Here is a 13,841-nt window from a genome sequence, read left to right on the forward strand (position 1 = left end):
TTTATATAATCAAATATGTGTAAAATATTAAATGTCAAGCAATAAACGGATTTAACAAAAGTAAAACTTAATAAAAATCCCAATTAACTTGATATTACTGAAAAGAATAAAAAATAATACTTTTTAGTAATACTTATTTATAAATTAAATTAAAAAAAGTATTACTTATTAAATGGAGGAATGAAAATTGCACATACCTGATGGATTCATACCTATTTCACAATGTCTAATATACTATGTAATTCTAATTGTTGCATTGTACTTCTCTGTGAAATGGGCAAGATCTAACCTAGATGAAAAACGTATACCTCTTTTAGCAGTCCTCGCAGCAGGTATCTTCGCAATCATGTCCATGAACATGCCAATTCCATTCGGTACAAGTGGACACATGGTTGGAGGAGCACTCGTAGCTATAGTATTTTTAGCTCCAGAAGCTGCTGTTTTAGTATTTACTGTTGTATTGCTTATCCAAGCATTAATCTTCGGTGATGGAGGAATTACTGCTTTAGGAGCAAATGTATTGAATATGGCAATCGTTGGAGGATTTGTCGGATTATACACCTTTAAATTTTTACAAGGCACAATCGGAAAATATCCTGCTGCTGGAGTTGCAGCATGGTTAGCAACCGTAATTGCAGCATTAGCATGTGCTATCGAAATGGGTATTGCTGGAACCTTCCCAATGAATATCGGTATACCATCAATGGTCTTATACCACTTCTTTATTGGAATAATCGAAGCAGTATTAACTGTAATCGTACTTGTAGCCCTAGACAAATTCAGACCAGACTTACTCGCATGGAATAATGGAGATGCATAATATGGATAAAAAAGATACTTATTTAATTGTTGTTGCAGTGGTCATTTGTATTGTAATTTGCTGTCTTTCACCATATATTGCATCTGGTGACCCGGACGGTCTTGAAAAATCAGCAGAAGACTCAGGACTTGCAGAAGATTTTGCAGTTGAAGAAATAAAAGGCATACCCGATGCAATATTCCCAGATTATGCATTTGCAAATGATCCTGAAAACCAAGTATTACAGATTGTAGCACTGATAATAGGTGCAATTGTAACCTTAGGATTAGGATATGCAGTTGCTGAGATTGTCAGAAGCAGATAGAAATTAAATTTTTTAATTTCTATTTTTCTTTTTTTTAAAAGTAATTGAAATTTTATAAAAACAACATAAGCAAATAATAATATATTACTAATTTTTAATATAAAGATAGTGAGTTATATGGTAGACATAACGCAAATAATAAGATTTGATGATTTGGCTTCAATGGATAGTCCCATACATAACCTGGAAGGGAGGATAAAATTAATATCCACCATATTCATAATCCTTGTTTGTGTTATCTCAAAGGAGCTGTTTATACCAATAATATTAGAAATAATGCTATTGATAATTTTAAAGATGGCTAAGTTATCATATGCTGATTCATTCAAACGTTTATTGATGTTATTGCCATTTGGTGGGGCAGTTATCATATTTCAACCGTTCATTCAACCGGGAAATGTGATTTGGAACTATTCCGGGTTAACAGTTACTGATGTTGGATTGAATTGGGCAATCTTACTATTCATACGTATGATTGTTTGTTTAACAGCAATCATCATATATTCCTCAACAACACCGCTACAAGAAATGGCGAGCTCCTTTAGAAAATTAAAGATGCCGAGAGATTTGGCAATGATTTTATCAATTATGGTCAGATTCTTATTTTTATTTGTAGATGAACTTGCTGCAATAAGAAAATCTCAAAAATCAAGGAATTTCACAATCCATGGAAAGAATACTCCCTATAAATGGAGAGTTAAGCAAGTCGGTTATACAATAGGCATGATGTTTTTAAAGGCATATGAACAGGGAGAACGCGTCCACAAAAGTATGGTAAGTCGTGGATTTTCAGATGCTTCTGAAATGTTTAACGAAAAGAAATCTCCTGAAAGAAATGATTATATTTATTTATTTACAATCATTATTATTGTAATTGTTCTGGAAATCATATTATTCAAATATTCCGGACAATTAGGTTACTTCGGTCAAAATTTAGCAATCAATTAGGTGGCAGAAATGGAACATATACATTTAGAGACAAAAAACTTAACTTTCACATATCCGGATGGAACTGAAGCTTTGAAAAATGTGAATATTAAAATTAAAAAAGGGGAAAAAATTGCAATCATGGGACCTAACGGTGCCGGAAAATCCACATTATTTTCACATTTTAACGGTTTAACAGAACCTACTTCCGGTCACGTTGAAATAGATGGTGAAAAAATCATTTTTGAGCGTGATGAATTACTAAAAGTAAGACAGAAAGTTGGAATCGTATTTCAAGACCCTAATGATCAGTTGTTTGCCCCTACAGTTAAAGAGGATGTTGCATTCGGACCTATGAATCTCGGCCTAGATTATAATGAGGTAGAAAAAAGGATTACCGAATCATTGGAAATGGTCGGTATGGCCGGGTTTGAAGATAAGACCCCTCATCACCTGAGCGGAGGCCAGCAAAAAAGGGTGGCCATTGCGGGAATTATTGCAATGAGACCTGAAATTATGATACTTGATGAACCTACTGCAGGTCTTGATCCTGAAGGTGTCGACAAAGTATTAAACATCCTGAATAATCTTAACAAAGAAGGAATGAGCATAGTGATTTCATCACATGATATTGAAATGGTAAATCATTTTGCCGATAAGATATTTGTTCTGTATGATGGTGAAATTATAGCCGAAGGCGATAAGCACCAAATATTTTCAGATAAACTATTATTGAAAAAAGCTCATCTAAAAGCACCGGTAACAACAGAAATATTATATAAATTAAAAGAAAATGGATTAAATGTCGATACTGAAAAAATTAGCATTGATGAAACCGTTGAAGAAATATTGAATGCGAAAAAAAGTTAGTTTGTCGAACTTTTTTTCTTAAGTTTATCTTTAAGTTTTTTAATGAATTCGAATTCCTGATCTAATTCCGGAGAGTTTGCAAAACCGCAGTTAGGGCAGTGAATGCTGTTGCATCCATGTTTACCGCAACTGGAACATCCTCTGTTTTCTAATTGACTTTCATCAAATTCAAAACCGCACATTCTACATTTCATGATATAACACCGTTAATAAAAATAGTTTAAAAAAAATAAATGAAAAGATTGAAGTTATTTCACTTCAATGTTTTCAGCTTCTTCTTTACGAAGACAAACATCATATCCTTTTACAGACATTTCAATAGGATCCCCCAAAGTAGCAACCTTTTTAACAGTAATTTTTGCTCCTTTAACAAAACCCATACCCAATAAATGTCTTCTTAAATCAATATCACCAGTGTCATGATATTTCACCAGTGTTACTGTTTCACCCGGTTTTGTATCTTTCAATGTTTTCATAATATCCCCTGTAATATTTTTTAGGCATACTAAAAATCCGTTAATATTTATTATGTCTTATCAGATATTTAAATATTTAGTTATAACTAAAAATTAAAAAATGAAAATTAGTGAAAAACTAATCTTCATCCTTTTTTGGAATTTTTACACCTTTGATTCCGCTTTTACTGCGCATTTAATCACCTATCCAAATCCTGCTAATCCACCAATTTGGAAAATCAGGAATGAAACAATATATGCAGTTACTAAAGTGATACCACACATTATTAATGCCCATCTGTAACTGTTGGTTTCCTGTTTGATTGCACCGATAGCTGCGAAACATGGAGTATAAAGCAATGTAAATGCCATGAAGGAAAATGCTGATAATGGTGAAAATGTATCATGCACTAAATTAGTAATTCCTTCTTCATCATCTTCTTCCATTCCTGCTAAAGTACCGAATGTTGCAACTACAACTTCTTTAGCTGCTAATCCTGCAATAATAGCTACAGCAGCTTGCCAGGTACCAAATCCTAATGGAGCGAATATTGGGGCGATTACAGTACCGATCATACCTAAAAGACTCATTTGAGGATCTGATCCTCCCCATGGGAAGATATTTTGTAAAATCCATAAAACAACTGAACAAGCAAGAATGATAGTACCAGCTTTTCTTAAGAATCCTTTTACTTTTTCCCAAGTGTGTAATAATACTCCTTTTAGGGATGGGATTTTATAAGTCGGCAATTCCATTACAAATGGAGTGGACAATCCTTTAAACATGGTTCTTTTAAGAATTGCCGCAACAATAAGTGCGACTACAATACCCAATACATAAATTAAAAGTAACATCAATCCTTGATTTTCAGCGAAAAATGCTGCTATAAATATACCATAAATCGGCAATCTTGCTGTACAGGACATGAATGGAACAAGCATCATTGCAAGCATACGGTCCCCTTCATTTTCCATGGTTCTTGTTGCCATGATAGCTGGCACACCACAACCAAATCCTAAAATCATTGGAATAAATGCTTTACCGTGAAGTCCTACAACTTTGTGCATAACTATGTCCAAAGTAAATGCAGCTCTCGCCAAGTAACCGCAGTCTTCCAAAATACTTAAGAATAGGAACATTAGAATAATAATTGGCAAGAATGTGAGAACTCCACCTACTCCTCCGATGATACCATCACAGATTAATGAAGAGAGCAATCCTTCACCAAGGAAAGAACCAACCCATGCACCTAAATTAACAAACGCTTCATCAATCATATCTTGGAAAGGAGCTCCAATAGTGAATGTTAATTGGAACATTGCATACATAATTATAAGGAATATGAATGGTGCTAAGAGTCTATTAGTTACTATTTTATCAATTTTATCGGTAGTAGTTTCTTTTTCAACAGCAGGTTTTTTAACAGCTTCAGCCATTAAACCATCAATATATGCATATCTTGCATTAGCAATAACTTCTTCAGGACCTTCATTGTAAACATCCCGAAGATGTGTGCTCACCTTATCAACTTCAGCAAATATCTGAGAGCTTTTAGAAGATCCTTGAACTTTTTCTATAACTATAGTGTCTTTTTCTAATAATTTAATTGCGGTCCAAATTGAAGGAACATCTAAAAGATTGTTATCTTGCTCAATTACCTTTTCTAAATCCATTAAATGACCTTTAATATCATTACTATAAGATAATTTTTCACTTGTGTCAATCGGTTTTGCAGCCTGCTTTTCAACTGTCTTTAATAATTCCTCGAATCCGTCACCAGTTTTAGCATTGATTTCAATAACTGGAAATCCTAAAAGTTCACTCATCAAATCAATATCAATGAAGTGTTCTCTTTTTTTTGCAAAATCGTTCATGTTAAGCGCCAATACTAAATTAGCGCCCAATTCCATCATTTGAACTGTTAAATATAAATTACGTTCCAAATTAGCAGCATCAACTATGTTAATTATAACATCAGAGTCATCATCTACAATGAAATCCCTTGAAACGATTTCTTCCATAGAATGAGCACTTAATGCATAGTTACCCGGCAAATCAACAACATCATATTCATAGCTTCCATGATTGAAATGACCTTCTGCCCTTTCAACAGTTTTTCCAGGCCAATTTCCTACATGTTGGCGCATACCGGTTAATCTATTAAAAACTGTAGTTTTACCCACATTTGGGTTTCCTGCTAATCCTACAATTAATTTTGTCATTAACCATTCTCCCGTTTATTTAACTTTATAGATAGTATGTTTAAAAACATATAAATCTACTTACTAAAAAAAATTTTTTAGTTTAAGTTTTTCCATCATCTTAAAAAAATTAGGTTAACCTAAACATAATTATTATTTTATTTTTATCATATTTAAATATTTAGGCATGCCAAATATTGAGAAAGATATTAAAAAATAGTGTAAATAAAATTAAATTTTTAATAAGAAATGGATGCTAATTTAACAATTTAACAGCTCATCACGACTTTTATGGTCCTTCGCCATCGTAAGTGTAAGGGTCATCGTATATCTCTTCATCCCAATAATTATATTCAATATAATCATCGATTTCCTGATTTAAACCCCAATTATGAGAATCATAATAATCATATGGGCTGACAGACCGGACCGTGATGGTTTGAGTATTTTTAGCGCCGGAATATTTGGAATCACCATCGAATTTGACAACAACCTTATAAGTCCCCACATCATATTTCAAACGCAATCCGCTACCATATGATTTATATGCCCACTTGTAATATCCGTTTGAATCAGTGATATTATAATGAATAGTGCCTGTGCTTTTTATAGGTCGGCCATTGCTGTCAACAAGTTTAATTACAATATAACCCTTATGTTCCAAACCTTCGTCCTGAGTTATTTTGATTTTTACTTTTTCTTTTGCAAAAGCAGGTGTGACCACCAGCAGTAAGAAGATTCCCAAAATAATAAAAAGCACAATTAATTTTTTATTATCCATAATATCACCTTAACTTGTGAATACTATGTTATAACCAATATTTAAATATTAATTTTTATATATAAGTAATTGATTTATATGATTGAATATGACGACATTATTAAAGATTCCCCTTTCCTAATTAATCATTTAATAACATTAAACAAGACTCACGATTTTTATATTAACAAGTATGTTAAGACTGAAACCGACATACTTCCAAGCCAATATTATATGTTATTATTTTTATATTATGAAATGGGAACTAACCAATCAGATATCGCTAAAGCATGTTTAATGGATAGAAGCGGCGTTTCAAGAGCCTTTAAAGATTTTGAAGAAAAAGGATTGATTGAAAGAAAAATAGATGAAAAAAACAAAAGAGCCTATAAAATCACTTTGACCGAAAAAGGAATTGAAACATCCGAATTCCTAATCCAAAAAGAAAAAGAATGGGACGATATGATTTGTGAAGAGCTTAACATCACCCGCGAAGACCTGTTAAAACTGCTTTCAAAAATATCAATGAAATCATTAGAATTCAATAGGAAAAAATTCTAATCCAACCACCCCCCCATTCATTCATATTTTTCTAGGTTTAAACCTACTATCCTAAAACAATCAAATCAATTTATCAAATAACCCTCAATTTTTCGATACGCCTTAAACAAAGTTTAAATTATAGTTTAAATAACCAATAGCTATGATAGAATTAGTAATTGCTTGTTTTATAGGTATATTAATCGGAACAACAACAGGAATGATACCTGGAATACATGTTAATACTGCCGGAGCAATACTGTTTGCATCTTCAACTTTTTTACTCTCACAAGTATCGGCCGAGTTTCTCTGCGTATTGATGGTTTCAATGTCAATTGCTCATGCACTAATCGAATTTGTACCGTCCATGCTTTTAGGAGTCCCACAAGAAGGAACAGCAACATCAATACTTCCCGGACATAGAATGGTTTTACAGGGAAGATCCAAAGAGGTGATAAGGATTGTTTCCGTTGGAGGATTTGGAGCAATCATTGTTACTGTATTAATGCTTCCAATTTTTTCAATACTGCTACCGATTTTACATGATATCTCAAAACCATATACCTGGACAATACTGCTTGTCGCATCCATTTACCTAACATACAGGCTTACAGCAAATTTTAGAGACTTCCTATGGTCCCTGCTGTTATTTGTGCTTTCAGGAATATTGGGATGGATCATATTTCAAACCCCCATTTCCTCAGGAGTGACATTGATGTGCGTATTTTCAGGACTGTTCGGAATAAGCACAATATTATTCAGTTTAAATGATTCATCGACAATACCCCATCAAAATCCGTTTTATGAGTTAAACATCGATTATGGCAAATTCAAAAGTATCTTTGCAGGAGGGATAACTGGAGCCATTTTAGGATTCCTTCCTGGTTTTGGACCTGCACAGGGAACTGTAATAGCTCAAGCAGTAAGCGGTACAAACGATAATAATGATGATGATACGGTTAATTTTTTGCTTGCAACATCCGGACTCAATATTTCAGACTGCCTGTTTTCATTGATAGCCATATACATAATTGGAAACCCTAGAAGCGGAATAGCTGTCTACATGTCCTATTTGATTTCGGAAATGAGCATAAGTCATCTGGTAATATTTATTTTTGCATCCCTTCTGGCAGTTTCAGTTTCATTAGTGCTGTCACTGAAACTGGGGGATTCATTTTCAAGATTGATGGGTGGTGTTGATTATAAAAAATTGTCAATTGGAGTAATTTTGCTTCAAATCATTATCCTTTACATCTTCATATTCTATTACAAGGCACCTATCGGATATATGACACTAACTTTAATTACATCAACAGCAATGGGAATGTTGCCCCATTATATTGGCATTGGTAAATCCCATTTAATGGGCGTTTTAATCATTCCAGCCATTGTTATCTATTTTCAGATGTTTATTTAGAATTTAATCAAAAGCTAGATAATAATCACATTATCTGCTATTTTTTCAGCTTTTTGAGTGATTTCAGAAATATCTGCTCCAGGATAGGCATCAATTACACACAAATCCGCATGTTCCACATCAAGATCCTCAAATGCTTCATTATATATTTCATAACCTTTGGAAACATCATTTAATTCTAAATTTTTCTTTAATGTTTCAATCATTTTCGGATTTATATCATTGAATATAACCTTTTCAAAACCATATTTCAGCAGATATATTCCTAATGCCCCAAGACCGCACATGGCATCAATGGCCATACCCTTTTTAACGTTATTGTTGTTCAAATAGTTATGCAATCTCAATAGCTTTTCTTCAGTGGTCATTGCGACTTCAATGTGGTGTTTTGACTGGTTTTTGACTATGACAACTTTTTCTTGAAGCAAGGTCCGCATAACATTAATCTGTTCGTCATCACCCTCTAAAATTTCAAAGTGATTAATTTCAGAATTTTTATCAAACTGTCCTGTCGGAATTTGAGGACTGCCCTTCAATACGCATTTGACTTCCGGGACTTCATTGATCAATCTTGAAGCAACATCTGTAGTGAAATCCTTATGAAGCAATATCAATGATTTTTCAGCTATGAATTGTGGATTTAGACTACTGTAATAAAATCCTGATAATGGAACCGGAGAATTACGCCTCAAGGTTGCCTTTTCGGGAACTATTCCTGATTCAATCATTATCTTTAAAATATGACTCATTACAATATCCAGAGGTCTCTTTCCACATTCGCATTTCATGTATTCTCCATCAAGTTCATTGAAATCTATCAATTCCTTTAGCGGAGAAAATTTCTTTATTTGAATATCCTGACATTTGTCGCACTCATTGAGGGCATTTATTTTTTCATCCAAATCCAACATATTTGACACCACAGTTATGTAAGTGTTTTATCTTGATTTATATTAAAAATTATGCCCTCAAAAGTAATAAAAAGTATATTAATTAGTATTACTAATCTCTAAATGTAATTAAAATCGCCATTGGTGAAAAATATGAACAATAATGAGATAATACCACAATATACCATTGTCAGACAGGATTATTCATCTGAAGAAAGAATTATCCTGGGAGAAATTAGAGAAAATTTAGTGGACTTGGCAATATCAACCGGTGAAAACTACCAGTTAAACGAAGATAAACTGCTAAAGGATATTAAAAACTTTTTAATCAACAGATTCAATGAAGCCGAAAGCATCACAAATGACTATCTGGAAAGCCTATCCCAGAAGTTATTGAGGGATATTGTCGGCTATGGAAAAATCGATTCCCTGATTCAGGATGATGATTTGGAAGAAATCATGATAATCGGAATAAACAAACCCATTTTCGTATATCACAGGAAATACGGGATGATGAAAACAAATATCCAATTTGATGACGAACGGGAACTGATGGATTTGATTGATTCAATAGCACGGCAAATCAACAGAAGAATAGACCAGGAGTCACCAATTTTAGATGGGAGATTAACTGACGGGTCAAGAATTAACGCCACAATCCCCCCAATTTCTGCTGACGGACCTTCATTGACTATCCGTAAATTCAAAAAAGACCCCTTTACGATAATTGATTTGATAAATTCAAAGACCATCTCCATAGAGCTGGCTGCCTTTTTCTGGCTGTGTTTTGATGGACTTGGAGTGAAATCTGCGAATGCAATAATATCCGGAGGAACCAGTTCCGGAAAAACAACCACACTAAATGCTCTTTCAGCCTTCATCAATCCCAACGAACGAATAATAACCATTGAAGATACTTTAGAACTGCAAATTCCCCATGAACATGTAATCCGAATGGAAACACGACCCGCAAATGTAGAAAATAAAGGAGAACTGACCATGAATGACCTAGTGAAGAATTCCCTTAGGCAAAGGCCAGACAGGATAATAGTCGGAGAAGTAAGGGCAGAAGAAGCAATAACATTATTTACTGCATTGAATACTGGACATTCCGGTTTTGGCACACTACATTCAAATGATGCAAGAGAAACAATTACACGATTAACAAATGAACCCATGTCAGTTCCCCAAATAATGATTCAGGCAATTGATTTTATAATAATGCAGAACAGAATCTATACTCCTTCAGGCGATTCGTATAGACGAATAAGTGAAGTTGCAGAAGTGGTGGGCATTGAAGAGGGGGTCGTGCAGTTAAACAAGCTCTTTCAATGGAATCCCGAAAAAGACATGATTGAAAACATAAGCATAAGCAGCAAAACATTGAATCAAATAGCTAACCTGAGCGGTGTTTCACTAAATGAAATTTACCGGGAAATTGAAAACAGGGAAATGATTCTGAAGCATATGACAACTCAAGGTATACGCTCGGTCAAAGATGTCAATGAAGTCATAGAGTTATATTATAAAAATCCCCAATACGTTCTAAAACAAATCATGTAAAGGGTGATTTTTATTTTAAACAATTTATTCATTGCAGTTGGCAACATTGCCCTTTCATTTTTCATTTTTTTAAAAAGCATTCGATTCAGAAATACTGAGGTCAAAAATGAAAAAGAAACAGGTTCCATATTATTGAAAAGACTAAATATAGATCTTGAAACGCAATCAGCCAGATATGAGTCCGACAGAATATGTGAAATTAGGATTGTTTTATTAAATTATATGCTCAACAAACGAATTATCGTGGCATTAATGGCATTCATTGCAATTTCAATTTTCTTTTGCAGCATAGAATTTGTGGGAATAATCCTGACAGTAATCATCATGTTTTATGTGTTTATTCTCTATTATCCTCAAATAAAAGAACAGCAGAATTACTCCGACATCAATCAGGAATTGCCTTACGCATTAAGGCATATGGGAATTGAACTTAAAGCAGGGAAAGGACTTCATGATTCTATGATAACAATAAGGGATGCCGAATATGGCTCACTATCCCGGGAGTTCAATCGTGCATTGGAGGAGATAAAGTTTGGAAAATCAACAGAGGATGCGTTGCTTGACATGTCACATAGAATTAAATCCCAAGGACTCTCAATTGCAATCCAGCAGATTATCAGCACGCTACGGGTTGGAGGAAATCTTTCGAACAGCTTGAATATCATTGCTAAGGACATTACTTTTGACATGAACATTAAACTGAAGGAATATTCTCAAAAATTAAACTCTTTCATATTGATTTATACATTTATAGCAATTTTAGCTCCAACAATAGCTTTAGTGATGCTGATGGCAGGTTCCACAGTAATAGGAGATGTGATATCATCTAACCTATTATTAACAATATATACATTATTTTTCCCCATAATCATAATATTCATGGGAGTTTTCATTAAAAAACTGGAGCCTAAAATCTGATTAAAAAAAAAAGAAAAAAAAGGAATTAGCCGAATAAAGTTTCAATTCCTTTTGATGCCAATAATTCAACAAATGAACCTTGCTTATCCATTATGATATTTCCTTTAGAGTACTGATCAATAGCTGCATTTACCATTGAAGATTTTTTAACAGGATCTTTAGCAGAGTCTGCAGCAGCTTTAACAATTTCCATTACTGCATCACCTCTATCTACACCGCGACCCCAATCCTCTTCACGGATAATATCAATACCACTTGCATTAAGTGTAGTACCATTTACTTTCAATGGTGCTGCGGCATCCAGAACTGCATCCAAACCTTTTACATTAACAGCTACAACAGAATCAATTGTGTTATTGGTACGATATTCGACAATTTCTTTAGCAAGTTGCATTCCTTTATAGTTATCTGCATCCCAGAAAGCATCGTGAAGCAATAATGCTGAACCTGCACCCTGCTGTTGAGCTTCCGTTGGTTCCGAAGCGTTTGGATGTGTCAATCCTCCAGGATAAACCGGAGTATAGTTTTGCACAGTACCGTTGTCTAAACGAACAAGAAATGCCATATCACAGGCACCCATACCCGGCCTGTCTTCGCTTTCATCAATTGCACAAACCAAAATAGTTTTCTTTCCTTCATTAAGGTGCGTATCGTTTCCAATGAATAGAGTTCCAGCAATAATTGCAACCAATCCAATTAAAACAATGATAATCAATGCAATAATTAGTTTCTTTGTCCTATCCATAATAATACCTACCAAATATTATTTTATAAGAATTTTTTAATTCATTATACTTAAACATTATTAAAAATAAAAAGAAATCATTGAATTAATTGAAACTTGAAAAAAAAATAAAAACTAGTGACAGTTACATCCGAAAAAGAAACACCATATCTTTTGAAAAATACTTTTTTCTTTTTTTGAATCTTTTTGATCGGTTGTACAACATTTTGGTTTATTTGAATTGTTTGCCATTCTTAACCCCGTTTAAAATTAATAAGTGAAATTAAATATGAAGCCATATTTAATTTCGTGAGAGTAGTTATATGCCGTCATTAAATTAGTAGTTTAACTAATTTAACGACAATAGGAGTGTAGTATTGCGGATTTAACCAACAACACAGCAGTAATTAAATTAAGGAATACCTAAATTTTATCACTAATTATTAATTAGTCAAAGACATATTTAAATGTTTCTAAATTTTTAGGCATACCTAAAATCATGAGAATATAGAGTATGATCAAAAGAAAATAAATTTTTAAAAAGAGAGTATAATTGGTGTTTAGTTGAGGAGAGTTAAACACCAATCGTGTTTTCAGGAAAATTCTGGCAGATGAATTTTCCATTTGTATTAAATCAGAAAATTGTGGAAACTAATTTAATACCATATTTATATTTTGGAGATTGTATTATTATTGACTAATAATATGTTTTGTTAAAGTGAAAAATTTAGGCGTGCCTAAATATATGTCACTTGTATTAATGGTAGGTTGTCATAGTATATAAAGGTTTCGGTAATTTTTAGGTTAACCTAAATTTTATATAAAAATTATTAACAATTGTTATAAAATATGTTGTGACAATATATAAAGATTTCGCAAAATAAAAAAAAGAATAAAAAAGAAAGATATTTACATTAATCTTCCTACACCAGTAATTTCAAAACTAGCTACGCCATCAATACCTTGAACCATTTCTTCAACAGGTTCAGATCCACCTTCACCATCTTCAGTGATGAATTGTAAAATTATAGCAACTAAACCAAATGCAATTGGTTCTTCTGAAATTTCGTGAATTCTAGCGCCTTCAGGCATTGAAGATTCAATAGTGGATTTAATAGCTTCTAAATCTACTTCTGGACTATCTGGCATGATTTTCATAGTTGTTAAAACTTCACCCATTCTAATTCCTCCAAATTAATTTATGGTCCTTCGAAACCACATTCACATTTGTAACCGTGACCAAAGGTACGGCATTTTTCACATCTTGCAATTTTTGCTCCACACATAGGACATTCAAATTCAACGAATGGTCCTGTTAATGGAATTTCTTGTTTACATGAAATGCATTCTACAGTTTTCATTTTTATTCACCTATTATTTGTGTGTAATCGAAGTTATAATCATTTATATTATCATCTATTAAAGATAAAACCCTTTCAGGGTACTTCCCA

The 13,841-nt window shown here is 33.3% G+C and carries 16 protein-coding genes and 1 pseudogene; 8 read left to right on the forward strand and 9 right to left on the reverse strand.

Annotation, left to right across the window (positions count from 1 at the left end; translation table 11 throughout):
- Positions 1 to 187: 187 nt before the first annotated feature.
- From cbiM to E7Z77_RS08100, 4 genes are all read left to right on the forward strand, one after another.
- The gene (cbiM, locus tag E7Z77_RS08085) at positions 188 to 820 is read left to right on the forward strand and encodes a cobalt transporter CbiM (RefSeq protein ID WP_292752586.1); all 633 of its coding nucleotides are present in this window, start codon (positions 188 to 190) and stop codon (positions 818 to 820) included.
- Position 821: 1 nt separating this feature from the next.
- Positions 822 to 1,124 (forward strand): PDGLE domain-containing protein, encoded by a 303-nt coding sequence (locus tag E7Z77_RS08090; RefSeq protein ID WP_292752589.1) that lies wholly within the window; start codon positions 822 to 824, stop codon positions 1,122 to 1,124.
- A 117-nt stretch (positions 1,125 to 1,241) separates the two neighbouring features.
- Positions 1,242 to 2,072 carry a cobalt ECF transporter T component CbiQ gene (gene cbiQ / locus E7Z77_RS08095; RefSeq protein WP_292752592.1) on the forward strand — a complete coding sequence of 277 codons (831 nt, stop codon included), beginning with the start codon at positions 1,242 to 1,244 and terminating at the stop codon, positions 2,070 to 2,072.
- Positions 2,073 to 2,081: 9 nt separating this feature from the next.
- A complete protein-coding gene (locus E7Z77_RS08100; RefSeq protein WP_292752595.1) occupies positions 2,082 to 2,921 on the forward strand; it encodes an ATP-binding cassette domain-containing protein in 840 nt (279 codons plus the stop codon).
- Here E7Z77_RS08100 and E7Z77_RS08105 read toward each other — a convergent pair.
- The 4 genes from E7Z77_RS08105 to E7Z77_RS08120 all read right to left on the reverse strand — a co-directional run bounded on the left by E7Z77_RS08105 (position 2,918) and on the right by E7Z77_RS08120 (position 6,359).
- Positions 2,918 to 3,115 carry a hypothetical protein gene (locus tag E7Z77_RS08105; protein WP_292752598.1) on the reverse strand — a complete coding sequence of 66 codons (198 nt, stop codon included), beginning with the start codon at positions 3,113 to 3,115 and terminating at the stop codon, positions 2,918 to 2,920. The genes E7Z77_RS08100 and E7Z77_RS08105 overlap by 4 nt on opposite strands.
- A 54-nt stretch (positions 3,116 to 3,169) precedes the next feature.
- A complete protein-coding gene (locus E7Z77_RS08110; RefSeq protein WP_366510261.1) occupies positions 3,170 to 3,400 on the reverse strand; it encodes a FeoA family protein in 231 nt (76 codons plus the stop codon).
- A 180-nt stretch (positions 3,401 to 3,580) separates the two neighbouring features.
- Positions 3,581 to 5,599 (reverse strand): ferrous iron transport protein B, encoded by a 2,019-nt coding sequence (gene feoB / locus E7Z77_RS08115; protein WP_292752604.1) that lies wholly within the window; start codon positions 5,597 to 5,599, stop codon positions 3,581 to 3,583.
- Positions 5,600 to 5,867: 268 nt separating this feature from the next.
- Positions 5,868 to 6,359, reverse strand: a complete 492-nt coding sequence (locus tag E7Z77_RS08120) for a hypothetical protein (RefSeq protein WP_292752607.1) — start codon at positions 6,357 to 6,359, stop codon at positions 5,868 to 5,870.
- Between the two features lie 78 nt (positions 6,360 to 6,437).
- Between E7Z77_RS08120 and E7Z77_RS08125 the strand changes: the two genes are divergently transcribed.
- Entirely contained in the window at positions 6,438 to 6,899 is a 462-nt protein-coding gene (locus E7Z77_RS08125; protein ID WP_292752610.1) for a MarR family transcriptional regulator, read from the forward strand.
- Between the two features lie 142 nt (positions 6,900 to 7,041).
- A complete protein-coding gene (locus tag E7Z77_RS08130) occupies positions 7,042 to 8,295 on the forward strand; it encodes a tripartite tricarboxylate transporter permease (RefSeq protein WP_292752613.1) in 1,254 nt (417 codons plus the stop codon).
- Between the two features lie 14 nt (positions 8,296 to 8,309).
- On the opposite strand, the gene E7Z77_RS08135 is transcribed toward E7Z77_RS08130, so the two are convergent.
- Positions 8,310 to 9,206: a methyltransferase gene (locus E7Z77_RS08135; protein WP_292752615.1), complete on the reverse strand. Its 897-nt coding sequence runs from the start codon at positions 9,204 to 9,206 to the stop codon at positions 8,310 to 8,312.
- A 132-nt stretch (positions 9,207 to 9,338) separates the two neighbouring features.
- Between E7Z77_RS08135 and E7Z77_RS08140 the strand changes: the two genes are divergently transcribed.
- Both E7Z77_RS08140 and E7Z77_RS08145 read left to right on the forward strand, forming a co-directional pair.
- Complete coding sequence (locus E7Z77_RS08140; RefSeq protein ID WP_292752618.1) at positions 9,339 to 10,748, forward strand: CpaF family protein; 1,410 nt, start codon at positions 9,339 to 9,341, stop codon at positions 10,746 to 10,748.
- Positions 10,749 to 10,880: 132 nt separating this feature from the next.
- Entirely contained in the window at positions 10,881 to 11,666 is a 786-nt protein-coding gene (locus E7Z77_RS08145; protein ID WP_292752621.1) for a type II secretion system F family protein, read from the forward strand.
- A 25-nt stretch (positions 11,667 to 11,691) separates the two neighbouring features.
- Here the strand turns inward: E7Z77_RS08145 and E7Z77_RS08150 are convergent, their stop codons facing one another.
- The 4 genes and pseudogenes from E7Z77_RS08150 to E7Z77_RS09810 all read right to left on the reverse strand — a co-directional run.
- On the reverse strand, positions 11,692 to 12,411 hold the full coding sequence (locus E7Z77_RS08150) for a DUF4012 domain-containing protein (protein ID WP_292752623.1): 720 nt from the start codon (positions 12,409 to 12,411) through the stop codon (positions 11,692 to 11,694).
- A gap of 888 nt (positions 12,412 to 13,299) precedes the next feature.
- Positions 13,300 to 13,569, reverse strand: coding sequence for an elongation factor 1-beta (locus E7Z77_RS08155; RefSeq protein ID WP_292752626.1), 270 nt, complete (start codon positions 13,567 to 13,569; stop codon positions 13,300 to 13,302).
- A 20-nt stretch (positions 13,570 to 13,589) separates the two neighbouring features.
- On the reverse strand, positions 13,590 to 13,751 hold the full coding sequence (locus tag E7Z77_RS08160) for a zinc finger domain-containing protein (protein ID WP_067040441.1): 162 nt from the start codon (positions 13,749 to 13,751) through the stop codon (positions 13,590 to 13,592).
- A 2-nt stretch (positions 13,752 to 13,753) separates the two neighbouring features.
- Positions 13,754 to 13,841, reverse strand: a pseudogene (locus E7Z77_RS09810) (delta 1-pyrroline-5-carboxylate synthetase); the annotation flags it as partial.

This window comes from Methanobrevibacter sp. (genome assembly GCF_015062985.1).
In the GTDB taxonomy this organism is placed as follows: Archaea; Methanobacteriota; Methanobacteria; order Methanobacteriales; family Methanobacteriaceae; genus Methanocatella.

Excerpts from the sequence above, each read along its gene's own strand:
- cbiQ (WP_292752592.1), top strand. The coding sequence starts at position 1,242 with ATGGTAGACATAACGCAAATAATAAGATTTGATGATTTGGCTTCAATG.
- E7Z77_RS08125 (WP_292752610.1), top strand. The coding sequence starts at position 6,438 with ATGATTGAATATGACGACATTATTAAAGATTCCCCTTTCCTAATTAAT.
- E7Z77_RS08135 (WP_292752615.1), bottom strand. The coding sequence starts at position 9,206 with ATGTTGGATTTGGATGAAAAAATAAATGCCCTCAATGAGTGCGACAAA.
- E7Z77_RS08120 (WP_292752607.1), bottom strand. The coding sequence starts at position 6,359 with ATGGATAATAAAAAATTAATTGTGCTTTTTATTATTTTGGGAATCTTC.
- E7Z77_RS08130 (WP_292752613.1), top strand. The coding sequence starts at position 7,042 with ATGATAGAATTAGTAATTGCTTGTTTTATAGGTATATTAATCGGAACA.
- E7Z77_RS08150 (WP_292752623.1), bottom strand. The coding sequence starts at position 12,411 with ATGGATAGGACAAAGAAACTAATTATTGCATTGATTATCATTGTTTTA.
- E7Z77_RS08090 (WP_292752589.1), top strand. The coding sequence starts at position 822 with ATGGATAAAAAAGATACTTATTTAATTGTTGTTGCAGTGGTCATTTGT.
- E7Z77_RS08105 (WP_292752598.1), bottom strand. The coding sequence starts at position 3,115 with ATGAAATGTAGAATGTGCGGTTTTGAATTTGATGAAAGTCAATTAGAA.
- E7Z77_RS08155 (WP_292752626.1), bottom strand. The coding sequence starts at position 13,569 with ATGGGTGAAGTTTTAACAACTATGAAAATCATGCCAGATAGTCCAGAA.
- E7Z77_RS08100 (WP_292752595.1), top strand. The coding sequence starts at position 2,082 with ATGGAACATATACATTTAGAGACAAAAAACTTAACTTTCACATATCCG.
- E7Z77_RS08140 (WP_292752618.1), top strand. The coding sequence starts at position 9,339 with ATGAACAATAATGAGATAATACCACAATATACCATTGTCAGACAGGAT.
- feoB (WP_292752604.1), bottom strand. The coding sequence starts at position 5,599 with ATGACAAAATTAATTGTAGGATTAGCAGGAAACCCAAATGTGGGTAAA.
- E7Z77_RS08160 (WP_067040441.1), bottom strand. The coding sequence starts at position 13,751 with ATGAAAACTGTAGAATGCATTTCATGTAAACAAGAAATTCCATTAACA.